Below are 25,368 nucleotides of genomic sequence, written 5' to 3' on the forward strand. Positions count from 1 at the left end.
AGTGCAGCAGTCAGTGTAGTTTTACCGTGGTCAACGTGACCGATAGTACCCACGTTTACGTGGGGTTTGGAACGTTCAAACGTTTCCTTAGCCATAACCTTGTCTCTCTCGTTTCTGTGGGTACAGGTTTTTTTCGTCGTATACACAAAAAGGCAGACCTAGGGTCTACCTTTTTGATTATGGTGCTGATAGGCAGATTCGAACTGCCGACCTCATCCTTACCAAGGATGCGCTCTACCGACTGAGCTATATCAGCGAATTATTGGAGCGGGTAGCGGGAATCGAACCCGCATCATCAGCTTGGAAGGCTGAGGTTCTACCATTGAACTATACCCGCGTCGCAATCAGCCCAGGCAGTTCAGCGTTCCAGGCTGTTTCGACAGTGATTCACTGTCTGAAAATGGTGGTGGGGGCTGGATTCGAACCAGCGAAGCTTTCGCGTCAGATTTACAGTCTGATCCCTTTGGCCGCTCGGGAACCCCACCAAAGTGGCGCGTATTATCAGTACGTAGCCGGGGTCTGTCAACAACTTTTTTGCTTATTTATTATTAACTTATGGATTATCCGTCAGCGGGCTGATGACGACAGCTCACCATTTGCCATTGAACATCTTGGTCTTCCGCTTTAACACGACGGCGCATCGTTTCATCCAGTTTAGAAATTTCCCGGATCTCAACCCAGAACTCTGTCGTGGTACTTCCGACTTCTCTGATCGCGACGTCCTCAAAACCCAAGCCTGTCACTTTCTTTTGCAGAGCATCGGCCGAGCTTTTCTGCCGGAACAACCCGAGCGAGATCCCGTCAGCCAGGTCTCCCTGGGTAATGATGTAGCTATCGACCGACCGCGCCTGAAGCTTACGCAGTAGCGTCATGGCCTCACCGCGACTCGGCAGCGGCCGAACATGCACCCAGAACTCGGCGTCTTTGAGGTTCGGCACTTTATGCTGACTGATTAAGCCTGTAAGACCCAGCTCAAGTGAGCGTGCCTGAGCAACACGAGCACTGATATCATCAAGATATGGACCGAGTGCATAGCACAGCTTTTTGCCGGGGTCAGGACGAACAGGTTGCTGACTCACTGGCAGATTGCCGGATTGTTTTTCAGAAAGTAAGACGAGTGTTTTACCTTGTCCGTGATTGCCGTCCTGAGGGCGGGCAATGCTATCTTCTGCAGGACGCGCAATAAAATACCCGGCGATTCCCAGATTAATTACGATCAGGCTGTAAACTATCCAGCGCATAACAATTCCATGCCATCAAATATAAGGTTTGGATAATATCCACTATCCAGCCAATCAGCCAGCTGAGCGCCATCTCCCCCCGTAACCACCAGCCTGAAGTCTTTATGATTCTCAGCGACTGACTTCACCAGAGCAACCTGCTGATGCAGGACACCAGCTTTAACGCAGGCAACTGTACTTTTACCAGGGGCCAGATTCGTATCGTGCTGTTCGTCACTGAATGGCCGGACCCGATCAGTACCGCCAAATAAAGCACGCTGAGCCATCTGGATTCCGGGCACTATATAGCCGCCCAGATGCTGATTGGTTTTGTCGAGTAGATCGAGCGTCAGAGCCGTCCCGGCATCGACCACCAGCAAATCGTCATTGAATACGGCTCTCGCTCCGAGCATGGCTAACCAACGGTCAACTCCAAGGCGTTTCGGTTCAGCGTAACAGTGATGGAACCCTGCGTGCCCTTCTACCGGGTTAGCTATCCAGCGCAAGCGGTTGCCATAGCGCGCATTGAAGAGTTCACGCAGTTCTTCATTGGTGCTAACACTGGACACAGCGACTTCGTCGATGCTGTCTGGCCAGGCGTAGTGTGGCGCCTTGTTTTTATCAACATGCCCTTCCGCGAGGATCTCCCCCCGCTGACGGGTTTGCCACTTTATCCGGGTATTCCCGATATCAATCAGCAGGACGGACACTGAGTTCTCCTGCGCTGATAATTTCCATACCCCGTTCAGTTCTCAGCATCAATTCGCCTTTGCGGTTTACGCCTTTTACGGTGCCACTGATCTGCTGTGTTGGTGAACTGATAACAACGTCTTTATCATGGTAAATATCTTTCTGGGACCAGTATTCCTGCAAGGGAGCAAATCCTTCTCGTTGAAACGTATCAATACTGGACAGCAATTCGTCCAGTAATACTCCCGCGACCTGATTTCTCGACAAGTCGGGTTTCAGGCTTTTCAGATCGACCCAGGGCTGGTCTATGTCCCGTGCTTCGGCTTCCGACATGGATAAGTTAAGGCCAATACCAATCACTACCTGACAGTGGCTGTTGTACTCGCCTGTGACCTCCAGAAGAATTCCGGCAAGCTTGCGACCGTCGGCATACACATCGTTGGGCCATTTGAGACCTACACCATCAATCCCCAGCCGCGAGAGCGCCTTTTCTACGGCGACTCCAACCGTCAGACTCAAACCTTCCAGCGCCGACATTCCTCCGGAAAACGAAACCAGCAGCGACAAATATATATTGCGACCAAACGGGCTGATCCATTGCCTTCCACGGCGACCACGGCCATTACTCTGCTTTTCAGCGAGAACCGCGTATCGCTTACCCATATGATCAGATGCGCGCTCAAACAGGTAGGTATTAGTGGAGTTCACCTCGAGCAGCAACTCGAGGCAATCCAATCGCTGGCTAACTACGCTGCGTATCGCGTCTTCATCCAGCAGCTCTATCGGATCGTGCAAACGATACCCCTTGCCTTTAACAGATGAGAAAGGCACCTCCAGCTCTTCTAGCTTTTTCAACTGCTTCCAGACGGCCGCCCTGCTGACCCCCATAGCCTCACCGAGGGCCTCGCCTGAATGAAAGTGTCCATCAGAGAGATGGCGAAGTAATTTCTTGAGCATAGAGGAGTACCTTTGTTAACCGCGTCACTATATCAGAGGGCTATTCGCTGTCAGAGTGTAAATCCAGATGACATCCCACCCGTCACTAAGTGATATTTATCCAACTGGGCTGAACTATAAGAGAGCACAACCGAGGTTCCCATGGCCGGCAGGCACCGTATTTCATCACTGTTCATCGTTATTTACGCGAGCATCCAATCGTATTGGTCCTATGCAGAGACCCTCTATATTCAACCACCTCGAGCCCTGGAGGATGCTTCTCATAGTTATTACCGTGACTTATTAAGCGCCCAGCTCGCCTCCAGCGATCAGCTTTCCACTATTGAACGCCCGGTCACGCAGGAACGCAGTATGCAATTACTGAACAGCGGGGATCTCACAGTGACCTGGAGCGGCACCAGTTATCGACGGGAAAACCTATATCGACCAGTAAGGGTTCCTCTGTTTCTCGGACTGCTTGGAGTAAGAGTGCCTGTAATCCGCCGGTCTGACATCGATCTCTTTGATAAGATCACCGAAGAAAAACAATTGCAGACACTGGTGGCGTGTCAGGGAGATCAATGGCCGGATTCGGACATCCTTGAGCGCAATCATTACACCGTCGAGCGTGTTGCTAAATTTGAAAGCATGTATCGCATGCTCAAAGGGGGGCGCTGTGATTATTTCCCAAGGTCAATCATTGAAGTATACGGCGAACTTGAGGCTCCCGACCGCAGTGACCTTATCGTTTACGAGCGCCTGCTGCTTTCGTATACATTCCCGATGTATTACTTCATGTCGTACGAGAGAGAAGCGCTGGCGAAGTCACTGGAATCAAGTCTTTATGATTTCGCAACTTCCGGAAAATTACTTGAGTTTATGAAAACACATCCGGCAACCCGCCCCGCATTTCCTTTGTCACGGTTCCGCGAGTCGACGATTTTCTATCTGCATAACCCCGACCTGCCAACAGAAACTCCCATTAGTGATACCGCACTTTGGCTGATGCCTGGACAAAATTCTAATGAAGACTTACAGGCCATCCACTTGTTCGAATAAAGGTCAGCGCTCGATATCTTTCAGTCGAAAGTTAAAGTGATTTTCAATAGCCCGATGAACTTCTTTGGTTTCTGGCACGTGTTCCGTGTGAACCAGAATCAGCAGTGATTGCGCATGCACATGATGATCGCCATCGGGGTGTGTGATAACTTCGCCATCACGCGTGATGTACGCCAGTGGCGTACCGACGTTGGCCTGCACAATCGAGTTCACGATGTCCGCCCAGCGCTCACCTTCCAGCCATACCGGGTAACGCACCGTATGATCATTTGCGTGTGTGAACATATCTTCGATCACGACTTCCGAGCCTGGCGCCGTCATCGAGCGTACCACCAGCTCTGGGTACGAGCGAATTGGTCTTAAAAGCGAACGGATATCTAAGTCGTGGATACGTGCGCGGTTGTTATCGTCCACCACCTCAACAATCGCTTTACTGGCCAGTGACATTTCCCACAACCGATGGGCAACATCAAAGGTGTAACTGTCACTGTCCGAAGAGTACTCATCCCGGGCCAGCACCACGATATGCCTGGCGCGCTCTGCATTTGCCCGCTGCAGATCTTCCGGACGACTCGCAAGGCCCGTGACATGCACCACACCAAGCTCACGAAGACTGTCAGGTAAACCGTCGCGGAAGTCTTCGCTCAACAACATAATTGGCGTTTCTGCATAATCGCGACTTTCGCGGACCTGAGTGACGAGTCGAACGAAATATTCCTCACGGTTATATTTCGGCGTATTAATAATGAGAATGTGCTCAGCCATATTCCAGTTCCAATGTCCGCTTCTGATGCGCTCCCGGCGCGCGATTCGATAGTCCACGTAATCACTGATAAGCAACGTCATCAGCGTAATACCTACACCAAAGATAAGTAAGATGGTCGACAACTGGCCGGGAACCGTCTGCGCCGAGAGATCGCCATACCCCACGGTGGTCAGCGTCGTCAGCGTTAACCAGAAAGCCTGCCACGTAGACAGCCCTTCAAACACCACCATAGCGAGCATGTGTAGCGCGATAAAACCGAGGAGAATCAGAGCGATTTTCCGGACACCACGCATGATATGCCGGTCGGTCATGTAAATAGCATGACGAACCCGATTCTGATGCCGGACGAAGCGAGTGAGTTTATTCATCGCTGCATCATAGCCCGTCCGCCGACTCTCTGCGATCCCTCACCTGATACCAGGCCCGCTTTCGGTTACACTCACTGCAAATATACGAACAATGGAACCGCTATGAGCTACCACATTTACGGCATCGGCAACGCCCTGGTTGATAAAGAATTCGAAGTTGATGACGCCTTCTTTAAAGATGCAGGCATAGAAAAGGGCATGATGACCCTGATCGAAGCCGATCAGCTGGCGTCCATGCTGGATACTCTGACCACCCGCTATGGGCTCAAAAAGCGTGCCTGTGGTGGTAGCGCAGCCAACACCATTATCGGCGCGAGCTACTTCGGTGCGAAAACCTTCTACACCTGTAACGTCGCCAACGACGAAGCCGGCGACTTTTACATTGCCGATATGAAAGCAGCCGGGGTCGATACCAACCTCGGCGACGACCGTGACGAAGGCGTCACTGGCAAATGCCTGGTGATGGTAACGCCTGATGCAGAGCGCACCATGAATACCTATCTGGGTATTACCAGTGAACTACATTCAGACCATATCGATGAAGGGGCCCTGGCCAAGTCTGAATACGCCTACATTGAAGGTTACCTGGTGACCTCCGAACCAAGTCGGGCCGCCGCCATTCAGGTGCGCGAACTGGCCCGCAAGCACGGCGTCAAAGTCGCCTTGACCTTCTCTGACCCTGCGATGGTTCAGTTCTTCAAAGAGGGTGTTCAGGAAATGGTTGGCGACGGAGTCGATCTGCTGTTCTGTAATGAGCAGGAAGCAAAACTGTTCGCTGACACCGACGACCTGGAGACAGCGATCGAAGCCATCAAAAAAGTAGCCAATACCTTTGCTATCACACTGGGGCCGAAAGGTGCTCTGGCATGGGATGGCAACACCCTGCACGAGATTGCTCCTAACTCAGTGACGGCAGTCGACAGCAACGGGGCCGGTGACATGTTTGCAGGTGCCTTCCTGTACGCCATCACCCATGGTCACGATTTCGCAGCGGCAGGCCGACTCGCCAGCGCGGCCTCAGCGCAGGTTGTCAGTCAATTCGGGCCACGCCTGGAAGCTCAGCAACACGAACCGCTGAAAAGCGTTCTTTAATATTTTGTAACAGTGTATTTCGCCGCGCCCGTATTCATGGGCGTGAGCAATCCCCCTCATAACGCCTGACGTGTGTTTTTTCCTGACATTTGTCATTTATGTGCAAAGCAACGTGTCGTATTGGGACAGGTTTGTTTACTTGTGTAAACGTATGCAATAAATTTGCCCCAAGGACCCGGAACCATCGTGGCGCCGCATTTCACTCGTTCATTTCACGGAGTAATCATAATGAACTATCAAAAGCTTCCCTTCACTGCGAGCCTGTTAGCCGCCGCGATTACTATGACAGCCTGCTCTGGAGGCGGTAATAGCAGCAATTCAGAACCACAGGACCTTCCAAAGGACCCCGGCGTCACTGATCCAGCACCAGCCTTACCCACATATACTATGAACATGAACGGTGGCGATGGTGTGGAAGGTGGAGATGCCGGAGGTATTGGTATTTTCAAAATGGGGGCGGCAGGCGCGATTCGGGTATCAGCTGAAGCAACCATCGACCCTTCACAGGCCCCGGTAGTAACGGTTCCCGAAGTGCCCTCAGACCTCGGCTCAAACCCTCTTGTTATATCCAGTGACACAACTATCGACCTGAGCGAGACCACCGAGCCCGATAAAGGAGCAATTTACTTATATGAATCAGGGCTCTATATATTTGATGGCTCTGTAGTTACAGAGGGTGAATCAACAGTCCCTGACCTTGGCAAAGATAGCACCAGGATCACCGGCATTCAGGTGAATGAAGGAGCTACACTCACCTTTTCTACGGATACGGAAGGGGCCCCTAAAACGATCGAAGTCGAACAGGATTTCATCAACAACGGTACCATTACGACAACGAACCCGAGTACATCCCGCACTTTTCCTTTGCAACTTGCTGCCCGTATCTACCAGGGAACCGGAGATATTGATCAACGGGGTACTGCCATATCTATCATCGCCAGCTTGGTAGTAAACGCCGGCACCATTGATGCCTCACCTACTGGGCTGGAGTCGTTCAACGGCTACAACGGGATTAACCTCGTCGCTGCGGGGGTCGTCAACAACGGCATTCTTAGATCAGAAGGCATAGCAACGAACATCAATGGCGATGGTGCCGAGGGCGGTGCGATCATGATCAGCGGCTTTGCTGTGGCAAATAACGGAACTATTGATGCCTCTAACGCTGCGGGTTCTGCGTTCAAAGTTAATACAAACCTATTTCTCGATGACATAGGGCGGACGGGGACAGTAGCATTGATAGCTCAATATGCTGTGATGAATTCTGGAACCATCGATGTATCTGGCGACAATGGCAGTGAGCAGAGCTCCATCAATGGCGGCTGGGGTGGGTATGCTGGAATCTTCCTCAACCCCACCAACATCGACAGTATTGATATCGAAGATGAAGAGTTGGATTCCATCGCTCAAGCCATTGTCGATCAGTACTCAGACAGTGTTTCACCCATCCTGATTAATACCGGCTCTATTGTTGCAGACGGTGGTGATGGCGCCGAAGACGGAAATGGTGGCAGTGCAGGTTACGCCGGATTCCTATCAGGGCCTATTGAAGATTTATTCGGAGATTCTGTTATTTTCGAAGCAGAAGAAGCTGAAACCGTCAGCGAAGAAGAGCTTCCAGCCCCACCCGTTGTATTCGAAGTTACTGGCAACCTATCACTTAATGGTGGACTGGGTGGCGCTGCAGGTGGATTCGGGGGCAACGGCGGTCTTGTAGGCTTCGCTCAACTTGCCGCCGAGGCATCGACCAACGACCTCCATATTTCTGGTATCACGGCTATTAATGCTGAAGGTGGCGACGCTGCCAGCGGCATTGGTGGGAAAGGGGGAAACAGCTACTTAACAACGGGCCCTCTTGAGCAAAACGAAGAAAGTGAAGAAACCAGCCCCGTAGGGCCTGATATCATTTTCTCGACAGATATAAACTTTAACGGAGGAAGCAGCCAGTTTAACGGAGCGTCTTCCGCAGAGCTGAAAGGCGCTCCTACCATGCTCTTTGGCGCTCAGGGTGGTAGTGTTGATATTAATTCAAACATCGCTATGAATCAGGGCACCGTCGCAGGAACAGTTAACAACATAGATCACGATAGCGCACCAGCGCTAAGAGTTTATGCGTCAGGAGATATACTAGTATCTGGCTCGATCTCTGCCACAGGAGCAGAAGTCACTGCAAGCGCTGCGCTATCAGAGGAAGAAGAACCTGGAGTTGTACTTGCTGCGGCGACGTCATCAAGCGATCTGGCCGGTGGTAACGGCGCTGCTTTCGTAGCCGAATCTGAGTCAGGCAATATCAATCTGACCGCTGACATGGATCTGAGCGGTGGGAACGGATCAAACCAAGGCGGCGACGGCTCTATTTTTCAGGCAACTGCCACAGAAGGGACGATAAATATTAGTGGCAACATTATCGCTTCGGGTGGCAATGCGGATCCGACTATTGAAAGCTCCGTCGGAGGCGATGGTGGTATACTAACCCTCAATTCAGACTTGGGCAGCGACGTAAGTCGCTATACCGTACCAACCTCCCTTGACCTAACTGCAGGCACAGGTGAAACAGCCGGCTTTGATGGTTATGTAAGAGGATACAATATCGACCTTGTTGAATATGAATGCCTCTTTGGCAACTGCCTTTCACTTGTAGCGCCGCGTCGTTAAGGCAAGCGAGAAAGGTCAATTAAGGGAGGCATAGCCTCCCTTTTTTATTGGAGAAAACCATGTTGAATCAAGTTCGGAACGTATTACTGGGCTTCATAGTTCTTTCTATTTCTTTGCATGCCAGAACCGATGATGAGAATTTCCTCGTAGAGAGCTTTCTCGGGAAATTGGTACAAAAGCACAACATAGAAATTAATTACTCCCCGTCGGTCAATTACATTCGGCTGGATAACCCGGGAGAACTCCCTCTGGATCAGGCAGTTCGCTTACTTTCAGGGCACTTTAACGTTATTACTACATATCAAGATAAGCAATTAGTACAACTTGATATCCTTCCGAAAGGTTCTTCAGACCGAAGCGATATGATGACGCTCAAGCCTGACCAGGGTTTAATACCTCTCTCCACGCGAAGTCATCCAACCCTCAAAGAAACGCCCCCCCAGCCCCTCCCGCTATCGCCTTTCTTTATCGGTAAAAAAAATCGTACAGCCACTATCGACGCATTAAAAAAAGTCCGGAAAAACGATCCTGAACGTTACCATCAACTGCGTTTTCGATACGGCCCCAAAATTATACGAGAAGTAGAAAAAGCTCCCGAGGACTGAGCCATGATTCCTATTCCGGAGGGCAACACGACCCTCGCACTGGCCATGCAATACCGATTGCAACAAACACAGTCGATTAATGTGGCAGCGGCCAATCAACTTCGTGAACAGTCACTCCAGTCGCTGCTGAAACATGCTCTGAGTACGGTCCCGTACTACCGTGAGCATCCTGTGATTAAAGCGATGGGTAACCAGATACACTGGGGCGATTTCCCTATCCTCACCCGATCGGCACTTCAGGCAAATGAGAGCCGGCTTCGCAGCACAGCGCCACCCAAGAATCATGGAAAAATCATCGAATTCCGTAGCTCTGGCTCAACGGGACAGCCCGTGCATACATTCAGTTCCGAATATGCTCAGGTGTATTGGCGTGCGATGACGGTCAGGGATCATTTATGGGCGAGGCGCGATTTCTCGAAGAAAATAGCGATCATCAAGTTCTTACCCACCGGCCAGTCCATGTATCCGGGCGTCGCCTCGAAAACATGGGGGCCTTCAGCAGCAGCACTGGGTTATCAGGGCCCGTCAGTCATGCTGAACAGTTCAGAGTCGACAGCAACACAGTATCGCTGGTTAACAGAGCAGCAGCCGGACTACCTGCTGACCTACCCTAGCGCATTACTTGAGCTCGCCCAGATCCAACTGCGCGAAAAGAAACTCAATCGTCTGAGAAGTATCTCCACCCTTGGCGAAAATCTGTCAGATGACACCCGAAAAATCGTAGAAAAAGCATTCGGTTGCCGTATACATGATATGTATAGCTCTCAGGAGATCGGTTACATAGCGCTTCAGTGCCCGAAGCACAATCGCTATCACATCCAGCAAGAGAACTGCATGGTCGAGATTCTGGATGACAATAATCAGCCATGTCCACCCGGTGTAATGGGGCGTGTGGTCGTGACCAGCCTACAGAACTACATCATGCCGCTTATCCGCTATGAAATCGGTGACTACGCCGTTCCAGGAGAAGGCTGCGACTGCGGTATTACTTTGCCTGTTATTAAGCATATCGCTGGTCGAACCCGAAACCTGCTGACCTATCCCGACGGCCGCAAAACTTGGCCTTCGTACAACCCGATGGCATTGATGGAAATTTTTCCACTAGCGCGCTTTCAACTCGAACAAACTGCGGTCAATGACATTACTTTCCGGGTGATGACTGAAGCAGAAATTTCATCAAACGCTGAACAGCAAGCCATTAAGATAATTCAGGATGCTATGCAGCACCCATTTAATATCACGGTTGAGAAAGTAGACGAACTCCCGCGCTCAGCCGGTGGTAAATACGAAGAGTTCAAATCGGTACTGTAGTTATGTTTTCGCCGGAAGATTACGCCTCCATTTTTAATGCTCGCGCTGACGCGTATCACGAGGCTATGGGGCGCTGGCCTGACGCGAGAGATGCGGAGTTCACCACCTTGTTTAAAGATATGTCTGTGAAACCGGGCATGCACGTTATTGATGTCCCCTCCGGAGGCGGATATCTCGCTCGATACCTGCCAGACGATGTCAGCCTTCACCACCTCGAAACCAGCGAGCTGTTTGCTCGTCTGTTTGAAGAAGAAGCACATGCCGGCAGCAAGCACCCACTTACCCTTTGTGAGCTTGAAAACCTGCCCGAGCAGGATAACTCTACCGACCTCGCCTGCAGCCTCGCAGGATTGCATCACATAGAAGATAAAACCCCGCTGTTCAAAGAGCTATTCAGGGTACTGAAACCCGGAGGCTGGGCCAGAATTGCGGATGCGCACTCAGAGTCCGCGACGGCAGCGTTTCTGGATGGCTGGATGGGGAATCACAACAGCATGGGGCATCATGGCTGGTACCTGAACGAGGGCACGCTGAGCACCCTGCAGGAGATAGGTTTCACCGACGTCACCGCCATCAATGAAGAGTACCACTGGGTATTTAGCTCAGAACACGAGGCCGCTACCTACTGCAAACGCTTGTTCGGCATTGACCTGGCGAACGTCAATGAAGTGAGAGAAGGCATACGCGAACATCTTGGTTTTGAAACGAACGCAAATGGCGCAATTGGCTTGCGCTGGTCTCTGTTCTACATCTCCGCCAGAAAGCCCTGATCGAAGCACTGAGTCGACACTGCTCATAATCCAGCCAGATTGAAAGCGCCCCTGTGACCATGCGGGTCAGAGCACCTTTCCCGCAAACTTCCCACAAAGTTATCCACAGATACTGTGGAATACCCACAGGCTAAAAGAGATCAATTCTTAAACAGATTTTTACGAAAAACCTATATATTTCATGATCTTATCGTTATTTTCGGAGAGAACGACAGAATTACAACGCGTCAACACAAAATATTCTGAAATCTTGGGCTTGACTTATCCACATCGTGCAAAGAATCACCAGAAGTAAGTTCCTGCTCACGCGCTAGCAAGCGTTCCTTCAGTTCTGTTCCCCAGCGATACCCCCCTATAGAACCATCTGAGCGAACAACCCGATGGCACGGAATCAATATCCCCAGTTTGTTAGTGCCGCAGGCGTTCGCCACAGCCCGTACCGCACCCGGCTGACCGATACCCTCAGCCACCTCGGCATATGTCCGGGTCTCGCCGACAGGGATCGTTTGCAGATATCGCCACACCCGACACTGAAATTCCGTTCCCAGCATATGCAGTGGTGTTTTCAGAGTTCTGCGTGGAGACTCCACCGACTGAAGTACATCACTGAGTACATGCGCAGCGCGTTTTTCAGATGTCAGAGTGATGTTAGGGAACAAATGCAGCAGCTCATCCAGGAGTTCTGTACGACAGTCTCCGGGAAGCACGGCGAAGAGCTCTCCATCACACACGGCTGCTGCAATCACGCCGTACGAGGAGAGCCCAAAGGCAACATCTAAAGAAGGAATATACTTACCGGGCATAAATCATTTTACGTTAACGTTTCTTTAACCTTATCAGGTGCTGAAGAAGCTGTACGAAGAATCAGAAGAAAGCGCAGGAATGTCCGGTTTGAAGGCGCTTCGGAGTGCGCCTTCAGGCCAGAAAATTAGCCAGCAAGTAGCAAAACCGGACATGTGTTCACAATGCGGAACGGCAGTGTCAGGAGGAAAAAGTAAGCAGTGCTTACTGATCAACCCTGCTTAATGATCAACCTTGGATGGTATAACGAATCACTTCAACCACCTGCTCGGGCGTCGTGGCCCAGCCCATCGCTGAACCATCGACTTCTTTCAGGGGGTGAATAATGTCTTCGCTGTGCAGCGTCACATAGGGCTTACCCAGTGCCGCGCAGAAGCCAGCATCAAACGCAGCATTCCACTGTTTGTACTTATCACCGAAACGGATGACCGCCATATCGCAGTTTTCGATCAAGGTCTTAATGCGGATAGCATTAATTTTTGCTGACTTATGGTCACGCCAGAAGCCTTCGCACTGAGGGCCAAGTACATCACCGGCAGCATCGCTGGAATCGTGATCCGTATTGGCCGACGAAAAACTCACAGGCAGTTCCAGAGCCTCACAGCCCTTAATGATCTGCTCGCGCCAATCAGTATGAATCTCGCCGGACAGGTAAATATTCCAGTGCATAATCTCTCTCGCTATCGGTTATAAAACGGGCTGTAACATTGGATACAGAAGCCGCTATTATGCCTGACTGACTCTATGATTCGAGGCCCGGCTTCTGTGATCCGCTTTGCACTGACGTTTCTTTGCCTGCTCCTGCCTGTTCTGGGCCATGCAGACACCTTACGTATCGCTGTGGCATCGAACTTCGCGCACACTCTCCAAACGCTGCTACCTGAGTTTGAGAAAGAAACCGGACACAGCGTTGAAATCAGCAGCGCCTCTTCTGGCAAGCTTTACGCTCAGATACTCAATGGTGCTCCGTTTGACGTCTTTCTTTCAGCCGATACCGATAAGCCACAGCGACTGGCTCAGCAGTTCCCGACGTCAGAATCAACGCGGTTCACCTACGCCATTGGCAGACTGGTTTTCTGGTGCCCTGGAGAGTGTGAGTACCCACTCTCCGGGATAACAGCGAATAACCTGACCATAGCCATCGCTAACCCACGGCTGGCTCCCTACGGTCTCGCAGCGAAACAGACAATGGACGCCTTCGGGCTTACCTCCGCTAAAGTCGTCACGGGAGAGAACATAGGGCAGGCCTATCGCTTTATCGAAAGTGGCAACGCCGTAGCGGGCTTTGTCGCGCGGTCACAGGTCGTAGCAGCAAAGATCCCGTCGGAACAGTACTGGCTTATCCCGGATGAGCATCACCAGCCTCTGGAACAAGCAGGCATACTCACGGCTCAAGGACTAAACAAACCGGCAGCACAGGCATTCATAACCTACCTTCTCAGTACCGCGGTGCAGGCACGGATAGCCGAACACGGGTATGATCCTCTGTATGACTGATTCCTTGCTGGCACCGGCTGATATAGAAGCACTCTGGCTGACACTAAAACTCGCCAGCGTGGTCACCGTGCTGCTTCTGATGATCAGCACACCACTGGCACTTTGGTTGAGTCACGACAACACATCCCAGACCAGAGACCGCTCAAAGGTTAAAGGCATCGTTCAGGCTGTTATTGCTCTGCCACTAGTACTGCCGCCGACTGTGCTGGGCTTCTATCTTTTGATCGCCTTCAGCCCCAATTCCTTGGTTGGACAATTCAGCCATGCGATTGGGCTCGGATCTCTCGCATTCAGTTTCAGCGGCCTGGTGATCGCTTCCATGATTTACTCCCTGCCCTTCGTCGTTCAGCCGCTCGTTAACGCTTTCAATGCCATCGGGCCACGTCATGCCGAAGCCGCAGCAACGCTCGGCGCCGGACGCTGGGACACCTTCCGCTATATCACCCTGCCTCTGGCACGTCCCGGTTTTATTACCGCTGGCGTACTCGGCTTTGCGCATACGGTTGGCGAGTTCGGAGTGGTACTCATGATCGGGGGCAACATCGCTGGTGAAACCCGCGTTGCCTCAGTACAGATTTACGACCATGTGGAAGCACTCGCTTACCCGCAAGCGCATACTCTGTCTGCGATTCTGTTGCTGTTTTCATTTGCGGTACTGCTATGGGTCTATGCGCGGCGGCCTGGTAATGCAGAGGCCAAAGCATGGCTGTAAGCGAACTCATCGCCCGACTCCGGGTGCGCCTTGACCCATTTGAGCTGAATACAGACATCACTCTACCCGCCAAAGGTGTGAGCGTGATCTTCGGGCCATCGGGCTCCGGCAAAACCACCCTATTAAGAGCCATCGCTGGGCTTCAGCCTTGCGATGGTGAAATCTGGTTTAACGGTAATTACTGGCAAGGTAACGGGCGTCACCGAAAAACAGCAGAACGTCCACTCTCTTATGTTTTTCAGGAAGCCAGCCTCTTCCCACATATGACAGTAGCCGAAAACCTCGACTTCGCCGAACGCTATACCCTACGCCCGGGTAATGCCTCAAAGCGCGATGACCTGATTGAACTGTTTGATATTGCCGACCTGATGTCCCGCAGGCCCGATCGCTTATCGGGTGGCGAACGCCAGCGTGCCGCCATCGCCCGAGCGCTTTTACGCCAACCCGACATCCTTTTGATGGATGAACCTCTGGCGTCACTGGATGACGCTCGAAAACACGAAATCCTTCCTTATCTGGAACGCCTCAAAAACGAATTCGAGCTGCCCATCATCTATGTGACCCACTCTGCCTATGAAGCGGCACGCCTGGGCGATTACATAGTTGCGCTCGATAAAGGCACGGTCGTCAGCCAGGGGGAACTGTACGACGTCATCAGCGACCCGAAATTTCCTGGAGATATCAGCCGCGAAGCCGGTACGGTGGTCACAGGAATCGTCGACAGCGTTGATGCGCAATGGCACCTCGCTCAGATCAGAACTGGCAGCTCAGCGCTTATCACTGTTCCTGCAAACAACCTGAACCCCGGTGATGCCGTGCGCCTGTGGATACGCGCCAGTGACATCAGCCTCAGCCACGAGCCGTTAAAAGAAAACAGCATCAGCAACAGCCTGCCCTGCCAGATTGAAGACATCCGTCACGACCCTAATCCGGCATTGATGATCGTCAAGCTGCGTGCTGAGAAAATAGAACTCATCACCCGGATAACGCGGCAGTCAGCCAGTCACCTCGGACTTGAGCCCCAGATGCACATCTACGCACACATCAAAACGGCGGCTCTGATCTGAGTAGCATCCTCTCTCCTTTGTAGGGAGTAGAGGCCCAGAAGAAAACCATATACAATGCAGCCACTTACGGCGAGAAGCTCACCGTAAACCGCCCGTAGCTCAGCTGGATAGAGCGCTGCCCTCCGGAGGCAGAGGTCAGAGGTTCGAATCCTCTCGGGCGGGCCATTATTCCCTTCTGTTCGAAGCGACGCACTTCAACTTCACCACACCGTATTCATAGACGCCGATGCCCGAGTCGGATGAGAACCTCTGATAGGTTCGACTTGTAGTGAGCTTGCGAACGAAAAGAACGTCGGAGCCTGCGACGACGGGCCGAAGGCCGCCAGTAATCCTCTCGGGCGGGCCATTAAATAAAAACGGCTCCTGAATCCGCATGCAGCACGTGCTGATTCAGGAGCCTTTTTTATTTAACCGCAAGTCTGAGAAGGACGAGACAAATCTGTATGGAACAGATTTGCGCGTAGCCCGCAGGGTGAGTATCAGGACGATACGAACAACCTCTGATAGGTTCGACAAATTGCCGGGAGCAATTTGGTCCGCGGCTGCGCCCGAAGGGGCGAGGGCAGGACGCCCGAGAGACAATCGGAAGGAGCTTGCGACTGGAGAGAACCCTCTTTTCAAAACCAGGAGCCTGCGACGACGGTCACCCTCCGGGCCGTAATCCCCCCAAAGGAACCATCCTCCCCAAAAGGTGATCCGATAATTATCGTTTCTACTCTCAGGGGTCATCATGGCAAAGCGACATTATCGCCGGTGGTTAGGGTATGGTCTGCTGATTTTGCTTGCCTGCCTGATCATCATTCACTTGTTTTTACCCTTGATCGTAAAGCACATCCTCAACGATCGTATGGCCGATATGGGCGACTACACCGGACACGTCGAAGACGTTGACCTCGCGTTGTACCGCGGTGCCTATATGCTGGATGACCTGAATATTCAGAAAATCTCAGAAGATAAACAACCCGTTCCCTTTTTCAGAACGCAGCGCATTGATATTTCTGTGAGCTGGAAAGCCTTAATTAAAGGCTATGTCCTTGCCGACGTTCGCTTTCAATCACCCGAACTGAATTTTGTCGACAGCGCCTCTGATGAGGGCGATCAGGCTGGTCAGGGCACCGACTGGCGCCAGACACTCACATCTCTGGTGCCGGTGACGATCAACCGGGTCGACATAGATAATGGCGTCATCGCATTTCGTAATTTCGAATCAACACCACCGGTGAATATTCAGGTCACTGAGGTTCAGGCATCCGCCAGCAACCTGACCAATGTATCCGGCGTAAACGGCACCCGGGTTGCCCGCTTATCGGCAACCGGGCTGATGCTCAATCATGCTGATATTTCCGTCAAAGCTCAGTTTGACCCGTTTAAAAAGAAAGACTTTGTTATGGCAGGAAAAATAAACAAGTTTTCTCTGCCGATGCTTAATCCGCTTGCTCAGGTATACGCCTCGTTTGATTTTAAATCCGGCACGGGAGAACTCGTCACGGAAGTGCAGGCCGACAACGGAGAGCTACGAGGGTATATCCGCCCTATCCTGAATGATGTCGATGTTCTTAATTGGAAACAGGATGTTGAGGAACAAGGAGACGGCCCTTTCCAGGTCACCTGGGAAGGTGCGACTGGCCTTACCGCTGCGATATTCACAGATGGAGATACCGAACAAATCGCCACACAGATAGATTTAAATGGCACTCTCGACGACCCCGAAATCAGTACCTGGGACACGATTGTGAATATTATTAGAAACGCATTTGTGGAAGCTTACAACGATCGGTTCGATGGAATCTTTGAGGAGGCCACTAATGAGCAGCCCGAAGTCGAGGATATCTCCGCTGAGTAGCGATCAAGTAGTACTTGCCCCTGCGAGTGACGACTGCACGAAATCTTCGGGCTCATCTTTTACAGCTACAATGTTATGTTATAACATGCGATTGAATTTCAATATGCCATGCATATACACCGTAACCGAGACAAGTTATGTATCCATCTCAAGCAACACAGAGTACGCGCTCACTTCCCGACGTCTCCGTCACGGACAAAGCCCACGCAGGTGGAGGCCTGACTCACGTCGGAATGAACGCCATCGACCTGCCTATTACCCTCAGCGAGCTAATAGAACATCCGACCGTAAATGCCCGGGTATCAGCCACGGTGAACCTGCCAGCCCCAGACATCAAAGGGATACATATGTCCCGCCTGTACCAGCGGCTACTGCCGTTTGGTGATAGTGAACTACTCACACCGAACGCACTTCAAAGGCTACTAACAGACATGATCAGTAGTCACGAGACCTGCTCCAGCACGGCTGCCGAAGTCAGTTTTTCTTTTATCCTGCTGCTGAAAAAAAGCGCACTCAAAACACTGGACGCTTATGGCTGGAGTCATTATCCAGTCGAGATCAGAGCGCGTATGCAGAACAATAAAACGACCATCCAATTAAGAGTGAGTGTTGGTTACTCATCGACCTGCCCATGTTCGGCAGCACTCTCACGGCAAATGATTGCTGAACAATTTCTCGAAGATTTTCAGCATGACTCAGCAAACCTGAATGCCGAAACGGTAGCACACTGGCTGAAAGATAACGCGACTTATGCAACGCCGCACAGTCAGCGCAGCCGTGCCGATATCGAAGTCATCATCGATAACCTCAGTACAGGGTTTGGTCTGACCTCCTTGATCGGGAAAATTGAGAATGCGCTTCAGACGCCCCTACAAACCGCGGTAAAACGTATTGATGAACAAGCATTTGCGCGCCTTAACGGCAGCAACCTTATGTTTGTTGAAGATGCTGCCCGGCGGCTCAGTAGTGCCCTGTCGCCTCATTACTCAGGGTTGAAAGTAGATGTCAGCCATTTCGAAAGCCTGCACCCCCATGACGCGGTCGCCAGTTTTTCTGCCTGATTATTTTCATTTTTAACCCGGTACAGGACTATGATCCGAAAAAACCCACAGGGCGATATTCCCGAGATACATCCAACCGCATTCGTCGACCCGACGGCCATTATCTGCGGTCGGGTTGTCGTTGAAGAGAACGTATTTATCGGCCCTTACGCCGTTATCCGTGCGGACGAACGCAAACCCGACGGGAGTATTGATCCTATTATTATTGGCGCGCACTCCAACATTCAGGATGGAGTCGTCATCCACTCAAAATCCGGTGCAGAAGTCACCATTGGTGAACATACCTCCATCGCACATCGCGCCATTGTGCATGGCCCTTGTGTTATTAAAGACCGCGTTTTCATCGGTTTTAACAGCGTTTTATTCAACTGCCACATCAACTCTGGCTGCGTCATCCGTTACAACGCTGTGGTAGATGGCTGCGAGCTACCCGAGGGCTTTTACGTTCCCTCAACAGCGAGAATTGATGCAAGTACAGACCTTGCAGCCATGCCGCGCGTCAGCGCAGACGCAAGCAGCTTTTCAGAAGATGTTGCACGCACCAACAATGAATTAGTCGCCGGCTATAAAAACATCCAGAACGAGTTCTGAATCATGCTCCTTTCTCAAGATTCGCATAAAAGAAAAAACACAAATAACACAGGAAATACCATCGACATTTCCTTACCCGATGGCAGCGTCCACTCATTCGCAAAGCCAGTCACCCTGAACGACATTGCAATTAGCATCAGCAGTGGCTTCGCCAGACAAGTTGTTGCAGGCCAGGTGAATGGGAAATTACATGATCTAAGCGATGAAATTACAGAAGCGTCAACCGTGACTCTCACTCGGTTTAACGATGAAGATGGCATCGATATTATTCGCCACTCCTGTGCACATCTTCTGGGGCATGCTCTCAAGCAGTTATTTCCGACTGCTCAAATGGTTATCGGCCCTGTGATCCGGCATGGATTTTACTACGACATTGCCTATGAACGGACTTTCACACCCGAAGACCTTGCAGCGATCGAACAGAGGATGCACGAGTTAATCAATACCGAATATCAGGTGATTAAACGCTTTATGCCCAGAAATGAGGTCGTCGAACTATTTCGTGAACGCAATGAAGACTACAAGCTGCGCTTAATAGAAGACATGCCTGAGGTGAGTCACTTAGGCCTCTACTTTCACGAGGAATACGTGGACATGTGCCGGGGACCGCATGTACCGAATACGCGTTTTCTGAAGCATTTTAAGTTAACCGGGGTGTCCGGTGCCTACTGGCGTGGTGACGCAAACAATGAACAATTACAACGTATTTACGGCACAGCCTGGGCCGACAAGAAGCAGCTGAAAGCACACCTCACTATGCTCGAAGAAGCCGAGAAGCGTGACCACCGAAAATAGGCAAAGAGCTGAACCTGTTTCACTTTCAGGAAGAAGCCCCCGGCTCCGTGTTCTGGCATGCCAAAGGCTGGACTCTGTTTCAGCAGTTAATTGCTTATATGCGACGTCGCCAGTCTCAGGCCGGATACCTTGAGGTAAATTCACCCGACATGATGGACCGGGGCCTGTGGGAAACATCCAGCCACTGGCAGAATTATCGTGATCATATGTTCACTACCGATACCGAAGATGGCCGTAGCATGGCGTTAAAACCCATGAACTGCCCCGGCAGTGTGCTGCTTTTCCAGCATGGATTAAAAAGCTATCGCGACCTCCCGGTGCGTATGGGCGAATTCGGTAAAGTCCATAGATACGAACCGTCAGGTGCATTGCATGGCCTGCTGCGGGTTAGGCATTTCACTCAGGATGACGCCCATATTTACTGCACACCTCAGCAGCTACAGGAAGAGTGTCGCCGGGTTATTCGTCTGACGCTGGATATTTATAATGAATTTGGCTTCGACGATATCCGCATCAAACTTTCTACGCGCCCACAAAACCGGATAGGCGATGACGCCACTTGGGATCTTCTTGAACAATCACTGATTGATTCACTGGCAAATGAAAACCTCGACTATGTCATTAATCCTGGAGAGGGAGCCTTTTACGGCCCCAAACTGGAATTTGTACTGCACGATGCCATCGGTCGCGACTGGCAATGCGGCACCCTGCAAGTCGATATGAGCCTGCCCGAGCGCTTTGATATCAGTTACATCGGCGAAGACGGTGAGCGCGCCCGTCCGGTTATGCTGCATAGGGCTCTGTTCGGGTCGCTGGAGCGATTCACCGGCATTTTACTGGAGCACCACAGCGGCAAATTACCGCCCTGGTTATCCCCGGTTCAGGCCGTAGTAATGTCAATCACCGATGACCAGAAGGAGTACGTTTCCCAGCTTACCGAGCTGTTAAATCTCAGTGATATTCGCGCAGAAAGTGACACCCGCAACGAAAAAATTGGCTACAAGGTTCGTCAGAAAACTCTGGAACGTATTCCTTACTTGTTAGTTGCGGGCCGACAGGAAGTTGCTGATGGCACCATCACAATACGCACACGCGAAGGCAAACAACTAGGCAACTACCCCATTGATGCAGCGATAGAATTCCTGCAGGAAATGACCACTCCACCGGATTTTGTCGGCGCCGACAAACACCGCTACCAGCTTAAGAAGATGCTGAAAGCAGGTCATCAGATACCTCAACAGGAAGCTGAGCAGTCCGGAGCGCCATCATGAACATGATGGCAGATATTCTACTTACTGACGGAACTGTCGTTACGCCTAACGGACGTGAAAAAACGAATATCGCCATTCGTGATGGGCGTATCGTCGCGATAGGTGACCTGACGAACTGGCAGGCAGACAGCACGGTTAACCTCACCGGACTCCATATATTACCGGGCGTCATCGACAGTCAGGTGCATTTCCGTGAGCCCGGCATGCAGCATAAAGAAACCATCGAAGCGGGCTCACGAGGCGCGGTTCTCGGCGGCGTCACCGGCTTTTTTGAGATGCCCAATACCAACCCGCTCACTCTCAGTGAAGAGGATCTCAGAGCGAAACTGTCGATTGCCGCCACCAGCAGTTGGTGCGACTACGCCTTCTATCTGGGAGGCTCAAGTGCCAACCGGCAGCAGACTGCGGCGCTTGAGCGTCTTCCTGGCTGCTCGGGCGTAAAGATTTTTATGGGAAGTTCCTTTGGTGATCTTCTCACCGACGACGATGATGTACTGAGGCAATTATTGCGGAATGGCCACCGCCGTGTTGCCGTGCACGCAGAAGACGAGGCGCGTCTTCGCGAACGAAAAGTCATAGTCGAAGAAAGCAAACGTGTTGGCGACCACCCACTCTGGCGTGACGAAGAAAGTGCGCTTATTGCGACTCAAAAAGTCGTTAGCATTGCTGAACAAGAAAATCGCCGCCTGCACGTATTGCATGTATCGACAAAGCAGGAAATGGGATTTCTTGCTCACCATAAACGCTTAGTCAGCGTTGAAGTCACTCCGCATCATCTGAGTATGCATGCTCCTGATTGTTACGACGAGCTGGGCTCGTTCGCACAAATGAACCCGCCAGTAAGAAGCAAAGATCATCAGAATGCTCTCTGGAACGCCATTAATAATGGAACAGTCGATGTTATTGGTAGCGATCACGCACCGCATACCATAGATGAAAAACAACAGCCTTACCCTTCAAGCCCGAGCGGTATGACAGGCGTCCAGACCTTACTGCCCACCATGCTTGATCACGTCAATGCAGGGCGATTAAGCCTTGAACGACTGGTTGATTTAACCAGCGCCGGGCCCGCGCGAATCTTTGGTATTGCTGGCAAAGGGCGTATTTCGGTCGGTTACGATGCCGACTTCAGCATTGTCGATATGAGCGCACGACGCACTATCAGCAACGACTGGATTGCCAGTGTGAGCGGGTGGACTCCGTATCACGGTAAAACAATTCTGGGCTGGCCAATCCACACCCTGATTCGCGGGCAGTTTGCCGTCAGAGATGAAGCCTTACAGGCTCGCCCACAAACTCGCCCAATTGCGTTTACCGAAACCTTTACCGCAGAGAATTTATAATGACCGCGAATAACAACACCCTGTTCCAGAAAAGAGTGAGTATCGAACAAGTCGAAGAAAGCAACGAGCTTGCTCCGAAATTTGATAAAGACGGCTTGATCAGTTGTATCACCACGGATGCTACTTCGGGCGAGGTACTTATGCTCGGCTATATGAATTCTGAGGCTTTAGAAAAAACAATCGCCACAGGCGAAGCACATTATTTCAGTCGCAGTCGTCAGGTGCTCTGGCATAAAGGGGCGACTAGTGGCCTCGTGCAAAATATTGTCGAAATGCGTATTGATGACGATCAGGATGCCGTCTGGATCAGAGTAAAAGTGGCGGGCAATGGCGCCAGCTGTCACGTCGGCTACCGCTCATGCTTTTATCGGAAAGTACCGGTAGGGAACCGTAACGAAAACGCCCCTGGGCAAATGGATGAGCAAATATGTCTGGAATTTACAGAGCACGAAAAAACGTTCAACCCACTTGCTGTCTATGGTGACGTACCGAACCCGACGCAGCTCTGATAATTCTACGTCTGTGCAGTCATGTACTCTCGCGCTTTTATTACTGGCGTTTACCAGGAATGTTTATTGGCAACGCTTATAATTAAAACGCGAGAGTACTCAGGGGGACTCACAAAAGGCTCTATAGCAAAACGCAGACAATCAATGACGAAAGTTTTGCTCTTTTCGCTCGTTCAGGGCCTTCACCTCAGCACACTGCTCCGCCGTCGGGCGCGCAAGTAGCCTAGGTATACCGATGGGGTCGCCCGACTCGATGCAGTAGCCATATTCCCCCGTCGCGATACGCTTCAGTGCGTCTTCAATTTTGGGTAGCAACCGTCTCTCACGATCCAGAATGCGCAGCGATAAGCGCGATTCTTCTTCGTACGCAGCATGATCGCCCTCATCGTTCATTTCGGGCGGCGAAGACAGCTGTTTCTTCGCCTTCTCCATACTCTCGACAGTCTCTTCACGCAGATCCAGTAGCAACTGGCGGAAGAACGCCTGCTGCTGCTCGTTCATGTAGTCCTCTTCAGGGGCTACGAGTAACTCTTCTTTCGTCATGATTGACATATTTCACCTCATATTCAATTGTTATAACATAACACAAATAGTTATAAACCGAATGCCTGATATACCAGCATACACCTATGTTATATGGAGTCATCGCCATGTCCGCAGCTGCAAAGCAGTCCGAAGTTTCCTGTTTTGTTACAGAACCGGCTCGCCAGAGCATCATCAGCACAGATGTGCATTGCCTGACCGAATTCTTCCGGGAGGACGTCAACCTTGCCGTCTGGCAGCGGAAAACCGACGCCAAATATGCAGCCTTTGTTGAGACGTTTGTTAAGCAGGCTGGTTCACTGCAACGTTTCGTCAGTATTGAGACCGGTGAAACGGCAGACAGCATACTGCCAGACTGGGCTAGTAACCTCCCTGGCGCTGCCGACTGGTTGCGCGACGTTAATACGGTCATCGACATGTTTCGCTGCCTGTTTGAACCCAGCGCGGTGGGAGTCCGGTTGCATGTCCTGACCGGCACCATGTGCCCACGTTTTCACGTTGATCGGGTTCCGGCACGTTTGCTTTTGACCTATTCAGGCAAAGGGACGGAGTGGCTGACAGAAGATCAGGTTATCCGAGGCGCAGAAGGGACGCGCCTGCCCGACCGAGGCGGTAGCAATTCTGAAGGGCGAACTTTGGGAAGGAAACGAAGGGTTCGGTCTGGTGCACAGATCACCAGACCCGGAGAATATCCCGCGTCTGGTGCTGGCGCTGGATTGGTTGTAGCGGGTGATTATATTCACCGTACCAGATGAAAGGATCGGTAGTATCACCACAGTCTTTACCCGGCAGTCATCCTGGAGCTACCAATTCATCAGCAAACAGATAAAACGTCTCTTTATGGCTGATTTTATTAATCCAGTGGTATGGGATTTTCGGCTCTCCATAATATGCCCCTCCTAGTTGGCCATAAATACAGCCAGTGGTATCCGCATCTTCTCCCAGGTTAACCGCTTTCAATAATCCTTCAGCGAAATTATCTGTCGTCGAAAAGGCCCATAGGACTGCCTCTAAAGAATGCATTACATAGCCAGACCCACGAACTTCAGAGGCACTCTTCGTTTTATATTGCTGAGATGCAGCCAGATCTCTGATGCTGTCGCACAAAGGATTCGCTTGCCAATAGCCTCCCAGCGGATCATATAACCCACTCAACAGTTCTTCTTTTGAAGCTCCATTCAAAGCTCCCCAGATAAGACCTCCAAAGTAGCGACACGCGTCAACCGCCTCTTCTGCACCATGGGTCGTTTTCGAGCTGAGTCCTGAATGCTCTACTGCAGCTGCAAAGTCCCTGTTATAAAAAATGGGCACTGGAGCAAGCCGCATCAGTGAACCATTCCCCGCGCTGAATCTGTCTGTCGGCCCGGCTTCAGGATTACCATCGACGACATAGCTGTTCAAGGCCTGAGAGACTGTATTACCAATATCAAAGCAAGTCGCGGTGACGCTGAAGGCTCCCTCGTTCCGCCACTTCAGATAAAGCTCAATCTGATCGGTTAAGGTAAATTTCTGAGTGCGCAATATGCTATGCGCAAGGCACAGCATCATACTTGAATCATCAGTCCACTCACCCGCCTGAAGCTGAAATGGCCCTCCCCCAGTAATATCCGTCACAGGCTCAAACGAGCCCGGAGTCGTAAATTCAATGGTTGTCCCCAAGGCATCACCAACAGCTGCACCTATCATAGCGCCACGGCATTTATCTTGTAGGCTGGAGCTTTGCAGATCGTTCAGGGCTACAGAAGACCGCCGCGTTCTGGTCAATAGATAACTTGTATGGTTCAATTTCATTGTTAACCGCTATTCCCTCGACAGTTTTATATATAAGGTGAAGCCCGTAGCTAGCGGCAACTAGTTACCGGAGAA

24 protein-coding genes, 4 tRNA genes and 1 pseudogene are annotated in these 25,368 nt (G+C 51.3%); 17 read left to right on the forward strand and 12 right to left on the reverse strand.

Features of this window, described 5'->3' with window-relative positions; genetic code table 11:
* The 7 genes from BW941_RS17070 to birA all read right to left on the reverse strand — a co-directional run.
* The coding region (locus BW941_RS17070; protein ID WP_245820132.1) for a GTP-binding protein at positions 1-95 on the reverse strand (95 nt) is incomplete at its 3' end.
* 85 nt (positions 96-180) lie between these two features.
* Positions 181-256 (reverse strand) — tRNA-Thr (locus BW941_RS17075).
* Positions 257-263: 7 nt separating this feature from the next.
* Positions 264-337 (reverse strand) — tRNA-Gly (locus BW941_RS17080).
* A gap of 64 nt (positions 338-401) precedes the next feature.
* Positions 402-485 (reverse strand) — tRNA-Tyr (locus BW941_RS17085).
* Between the two features lie 75 nt (positions 486-560).
* Positions 561-1,241 (reverse strand): hypothetical protein, encoded by a 681-nt coding sequence (locus tag BW941_RS17090; protein ID WP_076518141.1) that lies wholly within the window; start codon positions 1,239-1,241, stop codon positions 561-563.
* Entirely contained in the window at positions 1,229-1,930 is a 702-nt protein-coding gene (locus BW941_RS17095; protein ID WP_076518143.1) for a type III pantothenate kinase, read from the reverse strand. Before BW941_RS17095 ends, BW941_RS17090 begins: the two co-directional genes overlap by 13 nt.
* On the reverse strand, positions 1,911-2,867 hold the full coding sequence (gene birA / locus BW941_RS17100) for a bifunctional biotin--[acetyl-CoA-carboxylase] ligase/biotin operon repressor BirA (protein WP_068444558.1): 957 nt from the start codon (positions 2,865-2,867) through the stop codon (positions 1,911-1,913). The genes BW941_RS17095 and birA overlap by 20 nt, the downstream gene beginning before the upstream one ends.
* A gap of 141 nt (positions 2,868-3,008) precedes the next feature.
* Here birA and BW941_RS17105 point away from each other — a divergent pair, with 141 nt between their 5' ends.
* The gene (locus BW941_RS17105; protein WP_076518145.1) at positions 3,009-3,905 is read left to right on the forward strand and encodes a hypothetical protein; all 897 of its coding nucleotides are present in this window, start codon (positions 3,009-3,011) and stop codon (positions 3,903-3,905) included.
* Positions 3,906-3,908: 3 nt separating this feature from the next.
* Here BW941_RS17105 and BW941_RS17110 read toward each other — a convergent pair whose 3' ends face one another.
* Positions 3,909-5,039, reverse strand: coding sequence for a potassium channel family protein (locus BW941_RS17110; protein WP_076518147.1), 1,131 nt, complete (start codon positions 5,037-5,039; stop codon positions 3,909-3,911).
* 102 nt (positions 5,040-5,141) lie between these two features.
* On the opposite strand from BW941_RS17110, the gene BW941_RS17115 reads away from it, so the two are divergent.
* The 5 genes from BW941_RS17115 (at position 5,142) to BW941_RS17135 (ending at position 11,469) form a co-directional block, all read left to right on the forward strand.
* Positions 5,142-6,131, forward strand: a complete 990-nt coding sequence (locus BW941_RS17115; protein ID WP_076518149.1) for an adenosine kinase — start codon at positions 5,142-5,144, stop codon at positions 6,129-6,131.
* A 228-nt stretch (positions 6,132-6,359) separates the two neighbouring features.
* Positions 6,360-8,783, forward strand: a complete 2,424-nt coding sequence (locus BW941_RS17120; protein WP_076518151.1) for a beta strand repeat-containing protein — start codon at positions 6,360-6,362, stop codon at positions 8,781-8,783.
* Between the two features lie 59 nt (positions 8,784-8,842).
* Positions 8,843-9,388 carry a hypothetical protein gene (locus BW941_RS17125; RefSeq protein WP_076518153.1) on the forward strand — a complete coding sequence of 182 codons (546 nt, stop codon included), beginning with the start codon at positions 8,843-8,845 and terminating at the stop codon, positions 9,386-9,388.
* A 3-nt stretch (positions 9,389-9,391) separates the two neighbouring features.
* Positions 9,392-10,699, forward strand: a complete 1,308-nt coding sequence (locus BW941_RS17130) for a phenylacetate--CoA ligase family protein (protein ID WP_084189121.1) — start codon at positions 9,392-9,394, stop codon at positions 10,697-10,699.
* Positions 10,700-10,701: 2 nt separating this feature from the next.
* Positions 10,702-11,469: a class I SAM-dependent methyltransferase gene (locus BW941_RS17135; protein WP_076518155.1), complete on the forward strand. Its 768-nt coding sequence runs from the start codon at positions 10,702-10,704 to the stop codon at positions 11,467-11,469.
* A 227-nt stretch (positions 11,470-11,696) separates the two neighbouring features.
* Here the strand turns inward: BW941_RS17135 and BW941_RS17140 are convergent, their stop codons facing one another.
* The gene (locus BW941_RS17140; protein ID WP_076518157.1) at positions 11,697-12,272 is read right to left on the reverse strand and encodes a methylated-DNA--[protein]-cysteine S-methyltransferase; all 576 of its coding nucleotides are present in this window, start codon (positions 12,270-12,272) and stop codon (positions 11,697-11,699) included.
* Between the two features lie 226 nt (positions 12,273-12,498).
* Complete coding sequence (locus tag BW941_RS17145) at positions 12,499-12,939, reverse strand: YtoQ family protein (protein ID WP_076518159.1); 441 nt, start codon at positions 12,937-12,939, stop codon at positions 12,499-12,501.
* A gap of 75 nt (positions 12,940-13,014) precedes the next feature.
* Between BW941_RS17145 and modA the strand changes: the two genes are divergently transcribed.
* From modA to hisI, 10 genes and pseudogenes are all read left to right on the forward strand, one after another.
* Positions 13,015-13,767, forward strand: a complete 753-nt coding sequence (gene modA, locus BW941_RS17150) for a molybdate ABC transporter substrate-binding protein (RefSeq protein ID WP_084189123.1) — start codon at positions 13,015-13,017, stop codon at positions 13,765-13,767.
* A complete protein-coding gene (gene modB, locus BW941_RS17155; protein ID WP_076518161.1) occupies positions 13,760-14,479 on the forward strand; it encodes a molybdate ABC transporter permease subunit in 720 nt (239 codons plus the stop codon). The genes modA and modB overlap by 8 nt, the downstream gene beginning before the upstream one ends.
* Complete coding sequence (gene modC, locus BW941_RS17160) at positions 14,470-15,546, forward strand: molybdenum ABC transporter ATP-binding protein (RefSeq protein ID WP_076518163.1); 1,077 nt, start codon at positions 14,470-14,472, stop codon at positions 15,544-15,546. Before modB ends, modC begins: the two co-directional genes overlap by 10 nt.
* Positions 15,547-15,634: 88 nt before the next feature.
* Positions 15,635-15,711: transfer RNA gene (locus BW941_RS17165), tRNA-Arg, on the forward strand.
* Positions 15,712-16,276: 565 nt separating this feature from the next.
* Entirely contained in the window at positions 16,277-17,389 is a 1,113-nt protein-coding gene (locus BW941_RS17180) for a DUF748 domain-containing protein (protein WP_076518166.1), read from the forward strand.
* A 137-nt stretch (positions 17,390-17,526) separates the two neighbouring features.
* A complete protein-coding gene (gene folE2, locus BW941_RS17185) occupies positions 17,527-18,450 on the forward strand; it encodes a GTP cyclohydrolase FolE2 (protein WP_076518167.1) in 924 nt (307 codons plus the stop codon).
* A gap of 30 nt (positions 18,451-18,480) precedes the next feature.
* Positions 18,481-19,041 (forward strand): gamma carbonic anhydrase family protein, encoded by a 561-nt coding sequence (locus BW941_RS17190; RefSeq protein WP_076518169.1) that lies wholly within the window; start codon positions 18,481-18,483, stop codon positions 19,039-19,041.
* Between the two features lie 3 nt (positions 19,042-19,044).
* Positions 19,045-21,107, forward strand: a pseudogene (thrS, locus tag BW941_RS17195) (threonine--tRNA ligase).
* Positions 21,104-22,450, forward strand: a complete 1,347-nt coding sequence (locus BW941_RS17200; RefSeq protein ID WP_076518171.1) for a dihydroorotase — start codon at positions 21,104-21,106, stop codon at positions 22,448-22,450. Before thrS ends, BW941_RS17200 begins: the two are co-directional and overlap by 4 nt.
* The gene (gene hisI, locus BW941_RS17205; protein WP_076518174.1) at positions 22,450-22,959 is read left to right on the forward strand and encodes a phosphoribosyl-AMP cyclohydrolase; all 510 of its coding nucleotides are present in this window, start codon (positions 22,450-22,452) and stop codon (positions 22,957-22,959) included. The genes BW941_RS17200 and hisI overlap by 1 nt, the downstream gene beginning before the upstream one ends.
* Positions 22,960-23,100: 141 nt before the next feature.
* Here the strand turns inward: hisI and dksA are convergent, their stop codons facing one another.
* Positions 23,101-23,511, reverse strand: a complete 411-nt coding sequence (dksA, locus tag BW941_RS17210) for an RNA polymerase-binding protein DksA (protein WP_076518177.1) — start codon at positions 23,509-23,511, stop codon at positions 23,101-23,103.
* A 98-nt stretch (positions 23,512-23,609) separates the two neighbouring features.
* Here dksA and BW941_RS17215 point away from each other — a divergent pair, with 98 nt between their 5' ends.
* Positions 23,610-24,257: a DUF1826 domain-containing protein gene (locus BW941_RS17215; RefSeq protein ID WP_217693619.1), complete on the forward strand. Its 648-nt coding sequence runs from the start codon at positions 23,610-23,612 to the stop codon at positions 24,255-24,257.
* A 37-nt stretch (positions 24,258-24,294) separates the two neighbouring features.
* Here BW941_RS17215 and BW941_RS17220 read toward each other — a convergent pair whose 3' ends face one another.
* Complete coding sequence (locus BW941_RS17220) at positions 24,295-25,293, reverse strand: ADP-ribosylglycohydrolase family protein (RefSeq protein ID WP_084189125.1); 999 nt, start codon at positions 25,291-25,293, stop codon at positions 24,295-24,297.
* Positions 25,294-25,368: the final 75 nt, after the last annotated feature.

This window comes from Thalassolituus maritimus, assembly GCF_900156675.1.
In the GTDB taxonomy this organism is placed as follows: domain Bacteria; phylum Pseudomonadota; class Gammaproteobacteria; order Pseudomonadales; family Oceanobacteraceae; genus Thalassolituus; species Thalassolituus maritimus.